Here is a 17,112-nt window from a genome sequence, read left to right as displayed (position 1 = left end):
ACGCGAATAGTAAGTTACTTCAAGGCCGGTCTCCGGACTCTGTACATGCATGGCATCTACATTACCGTTGCGGGGGCAGTGTTGGCATTGTTTTCTCCCTGAAAACGCACCAACTTCCCGATTATCTTGCGACTATTTCACCCTTTGAAATAAAACGTATCTGAAGATACAGCAAGCACCTCGAAAATAGGCCGTTATTGTGATGATTTTGGGGAGGAAAGTCAATGGACGGCTATACTTCTAAACCAAAGTTTTAAGTCTAAAGCTTCAAGCTGCAAGTTAAGTGCTAAGGTGTAAGCCTAAAGTAAAAAAGCCAATCAGCATGGCTGATTGGCTTTTGAATCTCATTTATAAAATTAGAGAAAAATACTCAATATTAATCACAGTAATTCTCAACAACTTTATAGTTTGAGCTTTCAACTTTTTCATAAGTACCTTCATTCGAAAGTACAATTTCAAACAGTTTTACACCGCACGTTTCTTTCCCATTAGGCAACTCAACGTAATCATATAAAGCCTCATAGTTAGCATCTTCTTTTGGCATGAAAGTTATTATTTTTCTACACCAAGAGTACAGCACACCACCTGAATCGTTCTGACCTGGAGAAAAGCCGGTAATTCCAACCCCATTAAATTGAAATGAAAATTGCTTTTCTGCAGGAATATAAACTTCATTTTGATGCGAGTCACCAAGCTCTGTATCATAAGCTGGCATGTTTAAACGGCTGAGACTTCTTACGAGGTTTGCTTTAACACCAAGAGTGGCTATGTGATTATTTGACCCTACTTTTTTAGCAATACACTCACTTTTTTCAGGTACATTGATAAAATTATTATTGCTAGGAACAGACGCTAAACGAAGTTTGGCGCTGGGCCCATCAACCATTGGCTGCGAGTACTTATTTGATGCACATCCAGATAAAATAACAGCCCCTGCCAACACTAAAACTTTTTTCAATACATTCTCCTTAGTGAAATGAAAAGCCAGCATTCTAATTTAGAAACAAAAAAAACCAAGGCTTTTAAATAAAAGTCTTGGTTTAGTCATCATTTTACCCACAAACTTGGTATTTGTTGATAAAAATAAGTACTGTGTGGACCTGTGTATTTTCTGTTTATTACGATCTATTGTTTTGTTTTTTACTGACATAAATATCCTCTAGCTGAAAATAGCTAGAAGATATCTTTTCTCTGTAATCTAATATTCGTCTCAAAATACGCTCCTTGTAAAGTTCAGAAACTTGCAGGCTTATAGCTTAAAACTTAAAGCTATATATTAATCGCGGAAGTTTTTGAACTGGAATGGTTGACCTAAATCAGCAGTACGAACAACTTGCATTGCTTCTTGTAAATCATCACGTTTTTTACCAGTTACACGTAATTCTTCACCTTGAATAGCAGCTTGTACTTTAATTTTTGAATCTTTGATTAACTTAACGATTTTCTTCGCTACGTCTTTTTCGATACCTTGCTTAAGAGCAACGTCACGCATTACGTATTTACCGCTACGCGATTCATCTTTAAGCTCAAGGCTAGATACATCTAAGCCACGCTTTGAAATTTTCGCAGCAAGAATGTCAAAAAGTTGCATTACTTGTTGCGGTGCTTCTGCTTTTAACTTGATTACTTTATCACTTAGTTCGATTGATGCATCAACACCACGAAAATCAAAGCGTGTCTCTAGTTCACGCTTTGCATTATCTACTGCATTCTGCGCTTCGTTCATTTCTACTTCAGAAACAATATCAAATGAAGGCATGGGGTTCTCCTAACATAGTCTTTTTTAAATTCATTTATGGTTGGCAATTATAACGCTTATTTGTCGATTCTTTCTATTTTTATCCGGCTTGTTCAGGTGCGATGCAAAAATTGTTTGATATACTGGCCATTCAATTTCGGCATTTTTAGGGTTTATTGTGACAAGGCGTGTTTACCAAGTTATCTTTTTAGCCAGCATTATTGGCTTTACGATTTTGTTTGCCAAAGAAATTAAAGGGGTGAGTAACCTCTTCCCACACGTAGATAAAGTGGCGCATTTTGGTATTTTCTTTGTACTGGCTTTGGTGATGGATAAAGCCTTTAAATTACCACTTATGGTGCAAATTTTACTGTTAGCCGGATATGGTGCGGCCATTGAGTTTATGCAAGATATGCTGCCTTACCGTCAAGCCTCGGTTGGTGACTTTATCGCTGACTTTATTGGTGCCATCAGCTATTTTGCTATAAAACTTGGTTTTCATTTAGGTAGAAAGCAACGTAATGGCTAATGTTTTAATTGTTGGCGATGGTGCGATTGGCTTATTGTTTAGCCATTTTTTATCTGCACAACATGACATCACATTACTGACCCGTAAGCCGACCCTGACCACACGTTTTTATCAAGCAAGCAATGGTAAATCACACCCTATCAAAGCCCATCTCATTAATCACAAAGAGCTTGGTCGATCAGCGCCCTTTGATTTGGTGTTAATAACAGTAAAAGCATTTCAAGTTCAAGCGGCCTTTAAGCAAATAAAACCTTATCTCAGTAGAACATGCCAAATCGTTATTTCTCATAATGGCATGGGTAATGTTGATGAACTTAATGCCCAGCTTTTGAATACGCAAGGATTAGCGTTTTTAACCACGCGTTTAGCTGGTTTTAAAACAACGCCTTATAGCGTAAACCATACAGGTAATGGTGAAAGTGTGCTAGGCGCATGTAATGCAACTGCAAGCGAAAGGCTCAACGAGCTTGAGCAGCAGTTTAGTTACTTGCCGCATTTTTCTGTGAGCGATGATATTCACTCATTGCGATGGCAAAAACTGTTAGTGAATATTGCCATTAACCCGTTAACAGCAATTCATAACGTAAAAAATGGCCAGCTACGTGCACCGCAATTTAACACGCGCATAATCAATTTACTTAGTGAAGCGTGCCTAGTCGCCAATAAACAAGGAGTTAAAGTAAAACTCAGCGAGGCGCTGGATCAAGCCTACTCTGTGATGACAGCCACCGCTGAAAACTTTTCTTCTATGCAACAAGACATCAGCCATAATCGAGAATCTGAAATTGATGCAATTTGTGGTTATGTGTGCGAGCAAGGCGCTAAGTTAGGAATAAAAACCCCCTATAATCAAGCAATGCTCAGCATGATAAAAATAAAAAGTTAAGCTACAAGGGGAAAGTTCTCGTAATGATTTCAGGTATTAAAAAAGCGCGAACATTTCGCGCTTTTATCAGTATCTTTTACGGACGATACACTTTTACGTTGCTAAAGCCTTCTTCGTGCAAGATCAGCGCTTGTAGCTGACTCATCACACCTTTAGCACAATATAAGTAATATTCTTTATCTTTTGGTAAGTCACCAAATTTAGTTGCTAAGCGGAAGAAAGGTAAATGTACAACTTCAATACCTTCGAGTTCTAGTGGGTTTGCGTCTTCTTCTTCTGGTGAGCGAATATCAACAACAACCGCCCCTTCAGGTAAATCTGATACAGACTCAGCTTCTTTCACCTCTTCTTTTGCTTCGGTGTCGATATCACGAATATCCATCACACGTGCATTTTCAACAACTGTATTTAGCACGTCGAAGTCAAACTTAGCTTCTTCGGCAAGAATCGTTTTGATTTTAGCTTTAACTGTTGGCTTTTTAGAAATTACGCCACAGTATTCAGGCATGCTTTCTGCCATCTCTGCTGTGCCGATTTGACGCGCAATATTGATAATATCTTGCTTGTCGTGTTGGATTAACGGGCGAATGATCAAAGTTTCCGTCACACGGTCAATCACACTTAGATTAGCCAATGTTTGGCTTGATACCTGACCAATACTTTCGCCAGTCACTAGCGCTTGTACACCTAGTTTTTCTGCAACTTGGCTACCGGCACGCATCATCATACGCTTAAGCACAACACCCATTTGGCTGTTTTCAACATTCTCTAAAATCTCAGCAACAACAGGTTCAAAATCAACAGTAACAAACTTCACTTTGTGAGTAGAGCTGAACTGTTTCCAGATATAATAACTCGCCTGCTTAACACCGATTTCGTGCGCAGCACCACCTAAGTTAAAGAACAAGAAGTGAGTACGCGCACCTTTACGGATCATTTGGTAGCTTGCAACACCAGAGTCAAAACCGCCCGACATAAGCGATAATACATCTTCTTGTGTTGGCAACGGGAAGCCCGCCATACCTAAGTGAGTTTGAGTAACAATGTATGCTTTATCATCACGTACTTCTAAGCGAACAGTCACTTCAGGGTGAGATAATTTAACGCGCGCACCTTCAACATGCTGGTTTAAACCACCACCTACGTAGCGCTCTACATCGCTCGATGTGAAATCATGCTTACCAGAACGTTTACAACGCACACAGAAGGTTTTGCCTGCAATCGTGTGGCCGATTAGTTCAAGTGCTTTTTGGTAAATATCGTCGATTGAGTCGAAGTCTGTTTCTGTTACTTCAATAAACTGTACGATACCTGGAATGCGTTTTAAGCCGTCGATAATATCTAAGCGAACTTGCTCAGAGTCTAGCAAGCTAACAACAGAGATATTGTCCCAGTTGTTTCTTACCTGCACTTTTTCGTCAACACGACGCAAAACGATCTTAATGTTATTTTCTAATAACTTGGTAAAACGCTTACGAACAGATTTACTCTTGATCGCGATTTCAGGGTGTAATTTGACGATAAATTTAAGCATAGTTCACTCTTAGACTGTGGATTTCACACGCCCTAAGGTATAGCAACCTCAAGGGCGCGCGATTATAACAAAAATTATAGCGTCTAGGAAATAAACTGCTTTGCGGGGTTATTGTTCGCTTTGCTCTGTTTCAGCAAGGGCTAAATACTTTGCCCTTAATTGATTTACTTGCTCTAAGTGTTGCTCGGTGCAATGGGCTTTTAATAGCAGCAATACCTTTAAAATACCGTTATAAATATCGGCTCTGGCAAGTTCGCCGCTTAAGCGGCGAGCTTTGATGTAAGGTGTCCAAAAGCTCACGGTCATTTTAAGCATATGCGCAAGCTCTGTGACATCTTCGTCTTCAATACAAATGATACCGCCTTCTCGTAATGCAAAAAGTACCTCTTTTACTTGCTCCAAAAGCTCAGCTTGAAACGCAATGTAGCCTTTTTTCAGCTCTTCATCACGAGATAAAATATCGCCTAAGTTGTCGTAGAAAAACTGAAAACGCCACATAAGTTCAAATAGCGAATCAAGATAGCCCGCTAGGTTTTCTAGTGCATCATCGTCAGGAGTCAGTGGCTTAAAGTGGGTATGTAAATGGTCGCTATACAAAGCAAATATGTGGCGAATAATATCTTCTTTATTTTTAAAGTGATAATACAAGTTACCTGGGCTTATCCCCATATGCGAAGCGATATGGTTAGTTGTTATGGCACGCTCACCGTGGCGATTAAATAATTCGATGCTGGTGTGTATGATCTTATCCTTTGTGCTCATAGCCTATTTACTCTGTTTTTTATGATTATTACGGTCCCCAGCCGAGCAGTATAAACAAATGCGCGACAATTAAATACTACCTTGAAAAATATTAACCTCAATCGGCTTAGTACCTTATATAGGTGAAGGTTCCTAATCCGATACGCGTATTTTCTAAGCTGCATAGTCGAGAAAACACTGTTAATATAGCAAGCAAATTTATAAATCGCTGATAGTTATGAACGTTACTGCAATCTATCCGGGCACTTTCGACCCACTTACAAATGGCCATACAGACTTAATTCATCGCGCGGCAAAAATGTTCGATAAAGTGATTGTTGCCATTGCGCATAATCCTAGTAAACAACCCTGCTTTACCCTTGATGAGCGTGTTGAACTTGCTAATAAGATTTTGGCGCACCTTGATAACGTGAGTGTAATTGGTTTTTCTGGCTTATTGGCTGATTTAGCTCGCGACCATAAAGCCGAAGTGCTTATTCGCGGTATTCGTGCTGTGTCTGACTTTGACTATGAATTTCAGTTAGCTAATATGAATCGTCGTCTAAACCCTGATCTAGAAAGTGTATTTTTAACACCAGCAGAAAAGAATTCGTTTATATCATCAACTCTAGTTAAAGAAGTTGCACGCCACAATGGCGATGTGAGCGAGTTTGTTGACCCTATTGTAGCCAAAGCCTTACAGGATAAAATTCACGGATGAAATTAAAAAAGTTCATTAGCTTAACTGCATTACTAATGATCTCTGCGCCAAGTGTTGCTGGGCCATGGATAGAAAGCGACGACCCACTGCTTCGCGCTTCAATCGAAATGCTATTTAACCAAGGCATTATTAAACAGCCTATTAATAGCTACCCATTAATGTGGCAAGGTATCGCACGGGACCTAGACGTTGCCAATACCAGCCAACTTGATGAGCAAAGCTTATTTGCGTATCAGCATGTAAAACATGCTCTTGATAATGCAAAGCAAAAAACTAGTTCAGGTATTCGCCTAAACTACAACAGCGAGCCACTGTCTCAGCAAGGGTTTGGTAAACGCCACCAGCAAGAAAGCGGTGTAAATAGTTATGGTTCAATCACTGGGAAGCGTGTTAGCGCTAAAGTCAGTGTAAATTACGCCGATGACGCCCTTGATAAGCAGCATGTTACTTACCAAGATAGCTATTTAGCCATACTTCTGGGTAATTGGTCACTTAGTGCAGAGCAAGTAAGCCATTGGTGGGGGCCAAGTAACGATAACGCCCTACTACTATCAAATAATGCGGCGCCAATGAAAGGCGTTCGCTTTACCAGAGCAAATACACAATATGTAGGCCCAAGTTGGTTATCATTTATCGGTAACTGGCAGTTAACGGGGATTTACGCCAAACAAAAGCCATATCTAAATAGCTCAGATGACGGTGACTTTTGGGCGCTCCGATTTGCAAGTACGCCATTAACAGGCCTTGAAATAGCAATTAACAGTGCAGGCTCTGATTATTTAACTAACTTAGAAATTGACCCTGTTACACTCGAAAGCAGTGAATCAACACACCGTTTAACTAGCTTAGATGTTAAGTACTCAACCTCTTTAGCGGCGCAACCTGTGGCATTTTATGCTGAGGTAATGGGTCGAAATGAAAGTGGCTTAGCACCGAGCGAGCCATTTTATACGCTAGGTGTTGAAAGCTATTTTGGCTCGAAAGAAAGTCTATTAAAAAGCTACTTTGAATACTCCAATACAGAGCAAACTTGTGAGCAAATTAGTGATTGCGTATATGGCTCTGGTAGCTATACACAACGCTCACGTTTAATTGGCAGCTCAACACCACAACAAAGTAAATCGGCTATCCTAGGCGCCTATTACCATACTCTAAACGGTTATGGTGGCCATGCTAAGCTTCGTTGGATTGAAAGCGAAGCAGCGCAAGCTGAGCTCGCATCAGATATGAGTCAGCTGCAGTTGGAACTCGGTTATCAACAATCTGTCTTTAATGGTCTGTGGAAAGTGACGGGGCTTATTTCAAAAGATGAAATAGGCGATGAGTCAGAAACAAACACAGCCCTTAGAACCAGTTGGGAATTCCGTTTCTAACTAATGAGGTCAAGCTGGTTCAGCTTGGCCTCGAACTCGCCTATATAGCTTCACAAGCCCTAAAAAGTCTTTATTACTGAAAAGAGCGATGAGCATCATGATATCCATCAGATTCACAGTGATACTGTAAACATCCCAAAACCACCAACTTCCAGTATAAGCATAGTTAATATCGAAATACATGGCTAAAAACAGTGATGAATTGACGAGAAGCCCAGTGTACACATAAAGCTTAGCTGGAGCCTGTGCAAGATTTCGCTTTCGAGCAATTAACCATACAATTAGCAGAATTGTTAAATCAGATAGCGCCCATATGACATAGGCAAAGCTTGAATCTAAAATATCATAACCAAGCGCGATATTGAGTAATGGGTCGCTCATCATGTAAGAAATAAACAGTGCAAGTGAGATCCACATCACTGTTTTGTCACCATTCGGTACAGATGATTTCTTTACCATGTTATAAAGAAACGACATCAAAAACCCCCACATGATGAATGCTGCGAGGTATACTCCAAAGTTGTCTTGGATTAGTTTAAGCATTTAACTCTCGCTGAACGCTACATCTAGTCTTAAGGTATTTTAACAATGCCGCTAACTTAAAAAAGTCTTTATTAGTTAACAGGGCGGCCAGCATGGTTAGATCCATCACATTGACTGTGACTGTATATACATCCCATAACCACCACCTTTCTTCGTTCCCGTAAACACTAACATCTAGGTATAAGCAGAAAAACAAACAGCTATTCGTTAGCAAGCCAATAATCACATACAACTTGGCTGGGAATTTTTCTATCGGGCTATTTCGACTAATAAGCAGAATGACACCCAAACATGTCAAATCAAGAATACACCAAATAATAAAAATAGAAGCATATCTCAACGACTCTATTTCAAAAGCCATCGATACTAATGGGTCGGTGAGTAAGTAAGAGAGAAATATAGCCAAAGAGATCCACATCAATGTCTTATCTTTACTTATGATGGATGAGCGATTTACCATATTAAATAAAAAAGTCATTAAGAAGCCCCACATAATAAATGTAGCTAGATATGTGCCTAACGTTTGCTGAATAGTTATTATTAAATTACTAATAGCCATAGATTTGAACTTTCGGATGCTCTTTTAATAGAAGGATTAACGTCACAGATGACTCTATGTAAGACAGGATGATTAAAACTGTTACACCATGATTTTTGTTACTTTTAGTCTTAGAGCCAAGTACTTTACCAACAAACACATGTACATCTGTTAGCGAAAACAGCTAGCCTTGATAAAGTAATTTGTAAACTAGAGTAAATTATGAAAATCCAGTGTCATATTTACCTTGTTATGAAGACGCTAGATGTTTTAGCAGATGAATGCTCAATAACTAATATTCTTTTGCCTTACTTTTGGCTTGAATAACTTAGATAAGCCTAACCAATCTTTTCCAAATACCAGCGTAACAACCATGAAAAAGTCAACCGTGTTAACACCTATAGAAAAGAAGCTCCAATACCACCAATACTCTTGCCTACCAAAAACAACAATATCTAAATGCAGAAGTAGGTATAAAAGAGTATTTATAGAAAGCCCAAAGGCAATGTAATAAAAAGTTGAAGTAAGTCTTAGTTTGAAGATTTTGTGTGCTAGAAAAATAATGGCTATTGTAACAAGGTCATATGTGGCCCAAATTGAATAGATTGATGTACCTGCATTCAGATCAACTATTTCATAACTAAGACCATACGAGAGGAACATAATGATTGATACAACGAGTGGGGAGTCGCTTCTTTCATCAACGGCAAATTTTAGAAATATATTATAAAGAGAAGCCATTAGAAGACCCCAAATTATAATTGTATCAAAATGAATACCTAATGACGTCAAATCAAAGTACATACACCCGCTCGTTGTTGAATCTTCATCGCCTACTATGATGGACGACGATCTGGATCAGTAGTGATACCACCACCGCCACGTTGAATCTCTACACCACCTGATAAAGACAGCGCTTCTTTTGATAAAGTTACTGTATCAGATTGCAGGGTTTTATTACTAGTAGTTTGTTCCAAAGCAGGCTTTGTTTGTTGCATTTGGCTGTAAGCTTGCATTTGCAATTGGCTATTGTTTGAAACTTGCATAAGTTAATTCCTTTAAGTTAATTGTTTTTTCAGTACAGCTTACAATAGCTTGCAAGCTGAGTTAAGCGTTCTCATTTTTTTGACGCTTTTTTATACTTCATTACGACGTTGCCACCGCATTGATAATAAAAGCAATTAACGATCCAACTTTTACAAAAGTTGATCATTTTGATCATAAAAGTCAGTAAATCTAAATTTCAGACATAAAAAAACGCACAGGGGTAACCGTGCGTTTTTCCTATCCAGGGAAAATTAAGCCACGTGTTTACACGGGATCACCGCGCATTACTTGGCTTTAAAATATATTCCATTGCCACTTCATCGCAATTATCTTTACGAAGGCAAAGTTCACAATCTTTGATCACTTTTTCTGGCAAACTGTCTTTGCTACAAAAGCTAAAACCTTGGCTTGCAAAAAATTCTGGCACTCTGGTCAGGACAATTACCCGACTAAGCGCCAAGCTTTTGGCTTTTTTAAGCAGATATTCAACAAGTTGACGCCCCTGCCCGGCAATTCGTGATTCGGGGTCCACCCCAAGCGAGCGAATTTCAGCAAGACCGGTGTCGTAAATATACAGCGAGGCACAGCCTGCAACTTGGTTTTCAACTTCAGTGACAGCAAACTCATTAATTGAGTGAATCATATCGCTTTTAGCTCGTGGTAGGTTTTCACCTACCGTAGCCCAATGCTGGATTAGCTTAGCAATAGACTCAACATCATTTAAGGTTGCGTCACGTACCGCTATTTGCTGTTTTTTTTTGCGTTTTTGATGGCACTAGTTACTTGCTCAAGAGAGGTGCCACCCAGAGCTTGTCTTGCTTTAATACAGGCATCTATTTCTAATACAGGATATACATCTGATTCGAAAATGCTATGCACTGATTTAAATTGCTCTAAACTTAAATCTTCTAAGTTATTCCCTTGTGCAATAGCCATTTGCACGAGCGTACCAACAATGTGATGACCTTCCCTAAATGGAATACCTTTAGCCACTAAATAATCAGCAAGTTCAGTCGCATTTGAGTGACCACCTTTTGCTGCTGCTAATGTTTTATCTGCATTAACTTTAATGCCTTTGATACACGCTTGCGCCATATGAATACATGCCAGCCAAGTTGGCATCGCATCAAATAAGCCCTCTTTGTCCTCTTGCATATCTTTATTGTAAGCAAGCGGCAGGGCTTTTAATGTCATCATCATGGCACTGAATGCACCAAAAACCCGCCCCGTTTTACCACGGATTAATTCAAGTGCATCTGGGTTTTTCTTTTGCGGCATTAGTGAAGAGCCTGATGTTACCCCATCAGAAAGCTCAATAAAGCCCGCTTCACCCGAGTTATAGAAAATTAAATCTTCAGCCATGCGCGACAAGTGGATCATCGAAATCGATGCACAGCTTAATAGCTCAACTACAAAATCACGGTCAGATACGGCATCAAGGCTATTGCGTGTGGCACCGGTAAAGCCTAACCCTTCGGCAAGCATTTGCCTATCAATTGGGTACGCAGTACCGGCTAATGCACCGCTACCAAGTGGGCAATAATTCATACGGCTTTTGGCATCACTTAAACGGCTTTCATCACGTTCAAGCATTTCAACATAGGCCATACACCAATGACTAAATAACACAGGTTGTGCGCGCTGTAAGTGTGTGTAACCAGGTAAAATAGTGCCAAGCTCACGCTCAGCTAAGGCAATAAACTCACCTTTCAGCTCTGCGATTGCTGCAAGAATATGCTCAGCTGTATCACGACACCATAAACGGAAATCTGTTGCTACTTGGTCATTACGGCTACGACCAGTGTGTAACTTTTTAGCAAGGTCACCCACTTTATCAATCAGTGCTGATTCAACATAAGAATGAATATCTTCATGCCCTGCTACAGCCACTGCCTGTGGGTTTGCTTTAACCTCATCTAGCAACTTATTAAGTGCTGCAACGAGGTCATCGTATTCTTGCTGATTAAGTACGTTAACTTGTTTTAACGCCCCTGCCCAAGCAACTGAACCAATAATGTCTTGCTCTGCAAGTTGATAATCAAAAGGAAGTGAATCGTTGAATTGTTTAAACGCTTCATCTGGACCCGTAGAAAAACGTCCGCCCCATAGTGCCATTGAACTGTCTCCAAATTCGGCTATTGCCCTGCAATGCAGGGCAATAATTAAATTACTTTTTCGTTAGTGCTGAGATTCTGCTTGAAAGCGAGAATAAACGAATGAAACCTTCTGCATGAGATTGGTCATATACATCATCTTCGCCAAAGGTTGCGAAATCTTCGCTGTATAAGCTATTCGGTGATTTTTTCTGTACCGCAGTGACTTGGCCTTTATAAAGCTTAAGTACTACTTCACCCGTTGCTAACTTAGACAGTGATTCAGCACCTGCAAGAATCGAGTCTTTTAATGGCGTAAACCAACGACCGTCATAGACTAAGTGAGAGAACTCGCCACCAAGTACTTCTTTCCATTTACGGCTTGATTTATCTAGTACAAGCTCGTCAATCGCTTGAAGAGCAGCCATGATCACAGTGCCTCCTGGTGTTTCATAACAGCCACGCGACTTCATACCCACTAAGCGGTTTTCTACGATATCAACACGACCCACACCATGCGGCGCAGCAATGTCATTTAATTTAACTAAGCAGTCATATGGTTTAAGCGATTCACCATTAACAGCAACCACTTCACCTTCAACAACGTTTAATGTTACATATTCTGCTTCATTGGGTGCTTGCTCTGGCGAGTTAGTCCAAGTCCATACTTGATCACTTGGTTGGCACCATGGATCTTCAAGCTCACCACCTTCGTGAGAAATATGCCAAGCATTCGCATCACGGCTATAAATTTTTGTTGCTGACGCAGAACACGGAATATTACGCTCAGCTAAGTAATCAAGTAATGACTCACGGCTTGATAAGTCCCACTCACGCCACGGTGCAATCACTTTTAGATCTGGTGCAAGGGCTGCGAAACATGACTCAAAACGTACTTGGTCGTTACCTTTACCAGTACAACCATGTGAAAGCGCATCAGCACCTACTTTACGGGCAATTTCAACCTGCGCTTTAGCAATGATTGGACGCGCCATAGACGTACCTAGTAAATAAGTGCCTTCGTAAATAGAACCCGTTTTTAAAGTTGGGTAAATATAGTCACTGACCATTTCGTCTTTTAAGTCTACGATATGGCATTCCGACGCACCTGAAGCAATGGCTTTTTCTTCAACGCCTTCAAGCTCCTCTGCGCCTTGGCCTACATCAGCAACAAACGCGATTACTTCACAGCCGTAGTTTTCTTTTAACCATGGCACGATTGCCGATGTATCAAGACCACCAGAATAGGCTAATACGACTTTTTTAATTGAACTCATTGGTGTTCCTTAAACAAAATTTGGATTTAATAATGTGACAAGTAGAGCGTTTTGCGCGTGCATACGATTCTCTGCTTGTTGAATAATTTTTGATGCTGGACCATCCATTACCTCAGAGGTAATTTCAAACTCACGATGCGCTGGCTGACAATGCAGTACCGTTTGCGCACCGGTTTTCTCTAATAGGGCTTGGTTAAGCTGATAAGGCATATATTTAGCTTTTACCTGCTCAAGCGGTGTTTTATCACCCATTGAAACCCAGGTATCAGCATAGACTGCATTTGCGCCAACTGCCGCCTCAATTCTGTCACTCACCATAACAGACGCGCCATTCATTGCTGCAATTTGCTCTGCTTGCTTGAGAATTTGCGAATCTGGCGAGCTACCTTTAGGACAAACTGCAACAAAATCAGTGCCTAAATTGGCTGCTAATAGCATTAGAGAGTGTGTGACGTTGTTACCTTCACCTAAGTAAGCAAGCTTTAGTTTGCTAACATCGCCATGCACTTCTTGCAGCGTTAAAAAGTCAGCAAGTGCTTGGCATGGGTGATATAAATCACATAGGCTATTAACAACAGGCACCGATGAATATTCAGCAAGTGTGGTCAGTGTTTTGTGCGCATTCACGCGAGCAACAATGCCATCAGCCCAAGTTGAGATATTAAGAGCAAAATCTTTAACCGATTCACGAGCGCCCATGGCACCATTTTGTGAATCTAAATAAACTGCGTGACCACCCAGTTTATTAATACCAATATCAAATGATAAACGAGTACGTAAACTTGGCTTTTCAAACAAGGTAACCACTGATTTGCCCGCTAATGCTTGGCTGAAGTCTGTTGGGTTTGCTTTAATTTTTTGCGCTAAGTTTAGTAATTTAAGTGCGCCTTTTTGGTCTAATTCAAGACCATTTAAGAAATTTTTTAACATGAAATACCTATGGTGTAATTTTCGTTCCTACATGCTCGCCTTTTAATAAAGCGACTAAGTTCTCTGGCTTCAGCCAGCTTGAGATATACACACCACGTCGTAAATGTTGGGCAGCAAGAAGGCTGGTCTTTACTTTGACCTCCATCCCGCCCTGAATAACTCCTTCAAGGATAAGTGTTTCGATTTGCTGCGTATTAAGTTGATGTAGTGGCTGCTTATTGGCATCAAGCACAGCCTCTACATCTGTCATAAAAATAAGTTCTGCATTAAGCTCTTTAGCGATAGCCGCTGCAGCTTCATCTGCATTGACGTTGTACCATTGGCCATCTTCCCCAAAACCAATAGAGCTCACTAGAGGTAAACGACCTTGTTCAAGCATGCTAGGTAGCACGCTGTCACAACTACCTGAGCACTGACCTACTTGCGCCAATACTCTAAGTTTTTCAGATACCAGTACACCCGCTTCATAAAGGCTTAAACCAACAGGTTTGTGGCCAGCGCTGATTGCTTGGCTCATCAATTGTTTATTGGCACAACCGGCAAGAGCACCAACAATATATGGCATTTGCTCATTTGGGCTGATACGTAAACCTTGATGTTTTGCAGTTACAAAGCCGGCGTCTTTAAGCCAAGCATCAACCAAGGCACCACCACCATGAACAATAACAAAGTTATCTTGTTCAGAGGCTAAAACATCAAAAAGCGCTTTTGCGGCATCTGCGCTATTTAACACAGCACCACCGACTTTAATGACCCAAGTTTTCATTACAGCGCTCCTACCAAACCAGTGTGGTGAGGTTCACCCATGGCTAAATTAATACACTGTAATGCTTGTCCAGCTGCGCCTTTTAGAAGGTTATCAATCGCTGACATAACGATGAGTTGCTCACCTTTTTGCTGCCATGCAATATCAACAAATGGTTGTTTAGCGACGCCTTTAATGCTTGGAATTTTATTGCCAAGTAAACGAATTAACGGCTCGTTAGCTAACACTTGATACGCCGCGCTCACTTGCTCTACTGTTACGCCTGGTTTTAATTGCACATAAATAGTTTCTAAGATTCCGCGAGGGAAATTACCTAAATGTGGGGTGAATAACACAGGGTGACCAAGGTGCTGCTCAATCTCAGGTGTGTGTCTGTGGTTAAACAAGCCATAAGGAGCAAGTGATACTTCGCAAAAGTGCGTGTTAACACTGGCTTTTCTGCCAGCGCCTGTAACACCTGACACCGCATTAACAATAATGGCTTGATCAGCTAATAGCCCAGCTTCTTTAAGTGGTTTTAAAGAATTAAGAGCCGCTGTTGGGTAACAACCCGCGACAGCTACAAGGCTCGCTTTACTAATCGCATCGCTATTCCATTCGGCTAAACCATACGCTGCTTGCTCTAAAAGCGCAGGGTGTTCATGTGCGAAACCGTAATAAGTCAGGTAATCCTCATTCCCAGCTAAACGGAAACCACCAGATAGGTCGAATACTTTTTTACCCATGGCTAAAAATTGGGGAGCAAGATCAACACTGACCTTGTGATCAGTACACAGGCATACATAGTCAGCATTGCTTTCGATATCTTGGAAAGCCTCAGCTGTTAGAGGTTGTAGTGGATACTCTAACAATCCAAGGTGCTCAGGGTATAAATCGCTTAATAATTTGCCTTTATCTAAACTCCCTTCAGACACATAACATGCTTGTAGGGTCAGTTTGGGGTGCTTAGCAACTAAACTTGCTAGCTCTGCGCCGCTATAACCACTTGCGCCAATAATCACTACATTCATTGCTTACTTTTACCTATTAAATCTGTTTATCGATACGCCTAAAATTACTCGCTCAATTGCGAATAAAAACACTGTCTAAAGTAATCAAATCAGGTTATCGTCGTTTCGTGTTCATCGTACAGCTTTACTAATATTTATGCTCAAAAAGTGAATTGATATTCATCATAAATACTTTTATATTGTTATGCAATTAGATTGAATAATTATTTTTGGATTTTTTTATGTCGCTACCCTCTTTTATATCTATGTATCAGCAGCTAATTGCTGCCCCTTCAATTAGTGCGATTGAAGATTCTTTGTGCATGAGCAATAAAGGGGTAATTACCTTGCTCGCAGACTGGTGCGAAAGCCTGGGTTTTACATGTGAAATCACAGAGCTTGAAAACGGCAAAGGCCGTTACAACTTATTAGCGAAACGCGGTAAAGGAGATGGCGGTTTAATGCTTGCAGGTCATACTGATACTGTGCCATTTGATGATAGCCGCTGGAACTACGATCCATTTAAACTCAGCGAGCATGACAATAAACTTTTTGGCTTAGGTAGTATTGATATGAAAGGCTTTTTTGCCTTTGTACTACAGGCTATCAGCGAGCTTGATGAAACTAAGCAAACAGAGCCACTTTTAATCCTAGCCACAGCCGATGAAGAAACCACAATGGCGGGGGCACAACAAATTTGCCGCCACCCAGACTTAAAACCAGCGCGCTGCATCATTGGTGAGCCAACTGATATGACACCGGTATTTACTCATAAAGGCCATATGAGTACAGCCATTAGAGTAATTGGTCGCTCAGGCCATAGTTCCGATCCTGAACGTGGTTTAAACGCCATCGAAGTCATGCATAAAATGATTACAAAATTGTTAATCATCAAAGAAGAATTAAAGAATAAATATTCAGTTGAGCACTTTGAAATTCCGTACCCTACTTTGAACCTTGGTCATATTCATGGTGGCGATAATGCCAACCGCATTTGTGGTTGTTGTGAAATGCACATTGATATGCGGCCTTTACCAGGTTTAAGTGTGCAAGAACTACAAGCGATTTTGCTAACAGCCGCAGAAGAGATTAATGCCCAATACCCAAATGCAGTGAGCGTTATCGACATGCATGAACCTATCCCAGCATTTAGTGGTAGCACTGATACAGCACTTGTAAAGCTGGCCGAAAAAATCTCAGGTCAACCCGCTGTCGCTGTAAACTATTGTACAGAAGCCCCTTTTATTCAACAGCTTGGCTGCGAAACCATCGTCATGGGGCCCGGCTCAATTAACCAAGCCCACCAGCCAGATGAGTTTTTAGCGATGGAAAAAATTAAACCATCACAAGCGATTATCAGTAACATGATTAAAGCAAGCTGCTTTAGTGAATAACGGGAGCATCACG

The 17,112-nt window shown here is 40.6% G+C and carries 17 protein-coding genes, 1 pseudogene and 1 riboswitch; of the genes and pseudogenes, 5 read left to right on the top strand and 13 right to left on the bottom strand.

The window, feature by feature from the left end:
• Window positions 1-6 precede the first annotated feature (6 nt).
• A riboswitch (cobalamin riboswitch) is annotated at window positions 7-162 on the bottom strand.
• 214 nt (window positions 163-376) lie between these two features.
• Both CWC02_RS15735 and CWC02_RS15730 read right to left on the bottom strand, forming a co-directional pair.
• Entirely contained in the window at window positions 377-958 is a 582-nt protein-coding gene (locus CWC02_RS15735; protein WP_138619262.1) for a hypothetical protein, read from the bottom strand.
• 318 nt (window positions 959-1,276) lie between these two features.
• The gene (locus CWC02_RS15730) at window positions 1,277-1,759 is read right to left on the bottom strand and encodes a YajQ family cyclic di-GMP-binding protein (protein WP_054551104.1); all 483 of its coding nucleotides are present in this window, start codon (window positions 1,757-1,759) and stop codon (window positions 1,277-1,279) included.
• A 157-nt stretch (window positions 1,760-1,916) separates the two neighbouring features.
• On the opposite strand from CWC02_RS15730, the gene CWC02_RS15725 reads away from it, so the two are divergent.
• Together CWC02_RS15725 and CWC02_RS15720 are read left to right on the top strand one after the other, a co-directional pair.
• Complete coding sequence (locus tag CWC02_RS15725; protein ID WP_054551103.1) at window positions 1,917-2,267, top strand: VanZ family protein; 351 nt, start codon at window positions 1,917-1,919, stop codon at window positions 2,265-2,267.
• Window positions 2,260-3,153, top strand: a complete 894-nt coding sequence (locus tag CWC02_RS15720; RefSeq protein ID WP_138619260.1) for a ketopantoate reductase family protein — start codon at window positions 2,260-2,262, stop codon at window positions 3,151-3,153. The genes CWC02_RS15725 and CWC02_RS15720 overlap by 8 nt, the downstream gene beginning before the upstream one ends.
• A gap of 76 nt (window positions 3,154-3,229) precedes the next feature.
• On the opposite strand, the gene thiI is transcribed toward CWC02_RS15720, so the two are convergent.
• Both thiI and CWC02_RS15710 read right to left on the bottom strand, forming a co-directional pair.
• Window positions 3,230-4,687, bottom strand: coding sequence for a tRNA uracil 4-sulfurtransferase ThiI (gene thiI, locus CWC02_RS15715; protein WP_054551101.1), 1,458 nt, complete (start codon window positions 4,685-4,687; stop codon window positions 3,230-3,232).
• Window positions 4,688-4,795: 108 nt separating this feature from the next.
• Window positions 4,796-5,449 (bottom strand): TetR/AcrR family transcriptional regulator, encoded by a 654-nt coding sequence (locus CWC02_RS15710; RefSeq protein ID WP_138619258.1) that lies wholly within the window; start codon window positions 5,447-5,449, stop codon window positions 4,796-4,798.
• Window positions 5,450-5,666: 217 nt separating this feature from the next.
• Between CWC02_RS15710 and coaD the strand changes: the two genes are divergently transcribed.
• Together coaD and CWC02_RS15700 are read left to right on the top strand one after the other, a co-directional pair.
• The gene (gene coaD, locus CWC02_RS15705; RefSeq protein ID WP_054551099.1) at window positions 5,667-6,149 is read left to right on the top strand and encodes a pantetheine-phosphate adenylyltransferase; all 483 of its coding nucleotides are present in this window, start codon (window positions 5,667-5,669) and stop codon (window positions 6,147-6,149) included.
• Entirely contained in the window at window positions 6,146-7,522 is a 1,377-nt protein-coding gene (locus tag CWC02_RS15700) for a capsule assembly Wzi family protein (RefSeq protein ID WP_138619256.1), read from the top strand. Before coaD ends, CWC02_RS15700 begins: the two co-directional genes overlap by 4 nt.
• Before the next feature lie 9 nt (window positions 7,523-7,531).
• Here CWC02_RS15700 and CWC02_RS15695 read toward each other — a convergent pair whose 3' ends face one another.
• From CWC02_RS15695 to argC, 9 genes and pseudogenes are all read right to left on the bottom strand, one after another.
• The gene (locus tag CWC02_RS15695) at window positions 7,532-8,065 is read right to left on the bottom strand and encodes a hypothetical protein (protein ID WP_054551097.1); all 534 of its coding nucleotides are present in this window, start codon (window positions 8,063-8,065) and stop codon (window positions 7,532-7,534) included.
• Window positions 8,058-8,624, bottom strand: coding sequence for a hypothetical protein (locus CWC02_RS15690; protein ID WP_138619254.1), 567 nt, complete (start codon window positions 8,622-8,624; stop codon window positions 8,058-8,060). Before CWC02_RS15690 ends, CWC02_RS15695 begins: the two co-directional genes overlap by 8 nt.
• Before the next feature lie 264 nt (window positions 8,625-8,888).
• On the bottom strand, window positions 8,889-9,407 hold the full coding sequence (locus tag CWC02_RS15685) for a hypothetical protein (RefSeq protein ID WP_138619252.1): 519 nt from the start codon (window positions 9,405-9,407) through the stop codon (window positions 8,889-8,891).
• Window positions 9,408-9,439: 32 nt separating this feature from the next.
• The gene (locus CWC02_RS15680) at window positions 9,440-9,649 is read right to left on the bottom strand and encodes a hypothetical protein (protein WP_138619250.1); all 210 of its coding nucleotides are present in this window, start codon (window positions 9,647-9,649) and stop codon (window positions 9,440-9,442) included.
• A 252-nt stretch (window positions 9,650-9,901) separates the two neighbouring features.
• Window positions 9,902-11,765: pseudogene (argH, locus tag CWC02_RS15675) on the bottom strand (argininosuccinate lyase).
• Between the two features lie 52 nt (window positions 11,766-11,817).
• Complete coding sequence (locus CWC02_RS15670; protein WP_054551091.1) at window positions 11,818-13,020, bottom strand: argininosuccinate synthase; 1,203 nt, start codon at window positions 13,018-13,020, stop codon at window positions 11,818-11,820.
• A gap of 9 nt (window positions 13,021-13,029) precedes the next feature.
• Entirely contained in the window at window positions 13,030-13,950 is a 921-nt protein-coding gene (locus CWC02_RS15665; RefSeq protein ID WP_054551090.1) for an ornithine carbamoyltransferase, read from the bottom strand.
• A gap of 7 nt (window positions 13,951-13,957) precedes the next feature.
• Complete coding sequence (argB, locus tag CWC02_RS15660) at window positions 13,958-14,716, bottom strand: acetylglutamate kinase (RefSeq protein ID WP_138619248.1); 759 nt, start codon at window positions 14,714-14,716, stop codon at window positions 13,958-13,960.
• On the bottom strand, window positions 14,716-15,726 hold the full coding sequence (argC, locus tag CWC02_RS15655) for an N-acetyl-gamma-glutamyl-phosphate reductase (RefSeq protein WP_138599666.1): 1,011 nt from the start codon (window positions 15,724-15,726) through the stop codon (window positions 14,716-14,718). Before argC ends, argB begins: the two co-directional genes overlap by 1 nt.
• Window positions 15,727-15,947: 221 nt before the next feature.
• Here argC and argE point away from each other — a divergent pair, with 221 nt between their 5' ends.
• Window positions 15,948-17,099 (top strand): acetylornithine deacetylase, encoded by a 1,152-nt coding sequence (gene argE, locus CWC02_RS15650; RefSeq protein ID WP_138619246.1) that lies wholly within the window; start codon window positions 15,948-15,950, stop codon window positions 17,097-17,099.
• The last annotated feature ends 13 nt before the right edge of the window (window positions 17,100-17,112 follow it).

It is taken from the genome of Pseudoalteromonas sp. S2721, assembly GCF_005887425.1.
GTDB lineage: Bacteria > Pseudomonadota > Gammaproteobacteria > Enterobacterales > Alteromonadaceae > Pseudoalteromonas > Pseudoalteromonas simplex.
The sequence above is the reverse complement of the archived record's forward strand: the minus strand, read 5'-3'. Positions and strand labels throughout refer to the sequence as shown.

Excerpts from the sequence above, each read along its gene's own strand:
- CWC02_RS15730 (WP_054551104.1), bottom strand. The coding sequence starts at position 1,759 with ATGCCTTCATTTGATATTGTTTCTGAAGTAGAAATGAACGAAGCGCAG.
- CWC02_RS15720 (WP_138619260.1), top strand. The coding sequence starts at position 2,260 with ATGGCTAATGTTTTAATTGTTGGCGATGGTGCGATTGGCTTATTGTTT.
- thiI (WP_054551101.1), bottom strand. The coding sequence starts at position 4,687 with ATGCTTAAATTTATCGTCAAATTACACCCTGAAATCGCGATCAAGAGT.
- CWC02_RS15710 (WP_138619258.1), bottom strand. The coding sequence starts at position 5,449 with ATGAGCACAAAGGATAAGATCATACACACCAGCATCGAATTATTTAAT.
- coaD (WP_054551099.1), top strand. The coding sequence starts at position 5,667 with ATGAACGTTACTGCAATCTATCCGGGCACTTTCGACCCACTTACAAAT.
- CWC02_RS15700 (WP_138619256.1), top strand. The coding sequence starts at position 6,146 with ATGAAATTAAAAAAGTTCATTAGCTTAACTGCATTACTAATGATCTCT.
- CWC02_RS15695 (WP_054551097.1), bottom strand. The coding sequence starts at position 8,065 with ATGCTTAAACTAATCCAAGACAACTTTGGAGTATACCTCGCAGCATTC.
- CWC02_RS15690 (WP_138619254.1), bottom strand. The coding sequence starts at position 8,624 with ATGGCTATTAGTAATTTAATAATAACTATTCAGCAAACGTTAGGCACA.
- CWC02_RS15685 (WP_138619252.1), bottom strand. The coding sequence starts at position 9,407 with ATGTACTTTGATTTGACGTCATTAGGTATTCATTTTGATACAATTATA.
- CWC02_RS15680 (WP_138619250.1), bottom strand. The coding sequence starts at position 9,649 with ATGCAAGTTTCAAACAATAGCCAATTGCAAATGCAAGCTTACAGCCAA.
- CWC02_RS15670 (WP_054551091.1), bottom strand. The coding sequence starts at position 13,020 with ATGAGTTCAATTAAAAAAGTCGTATTAGCCTATTCTGGTGGTCTTGAT.
- CWC02_RS15665 (WP_054551090.1), bottom strand. The coding sequence starts at position 13,950 with ATGTTAAAAAATTTCTTAAATGGTCTTGAATTAGACCAAAAAGGCGCA.
- argB (WP_138619248.1), bottom strand. The coding sequence starts at position 14,716 with ATGAAAACTTGGGTCATTAAAGTCGGTGGTGCTGTGTTAAATAGCGCA.
- argC (WP_138599666.1), bottom strand. The coding sequence starts at position 15,726 with ATGAATGTAGTGATTATTGGCGCAAGTGGTTATAGCGGCGCAGAGCTA.
- argE (WP_138619246.1), top strand. The coding sequence starts at position 15,948 with ATGTCGCTACCCTCTTTTATATCTATGTATCAGCAGCTAATTGCTGCC.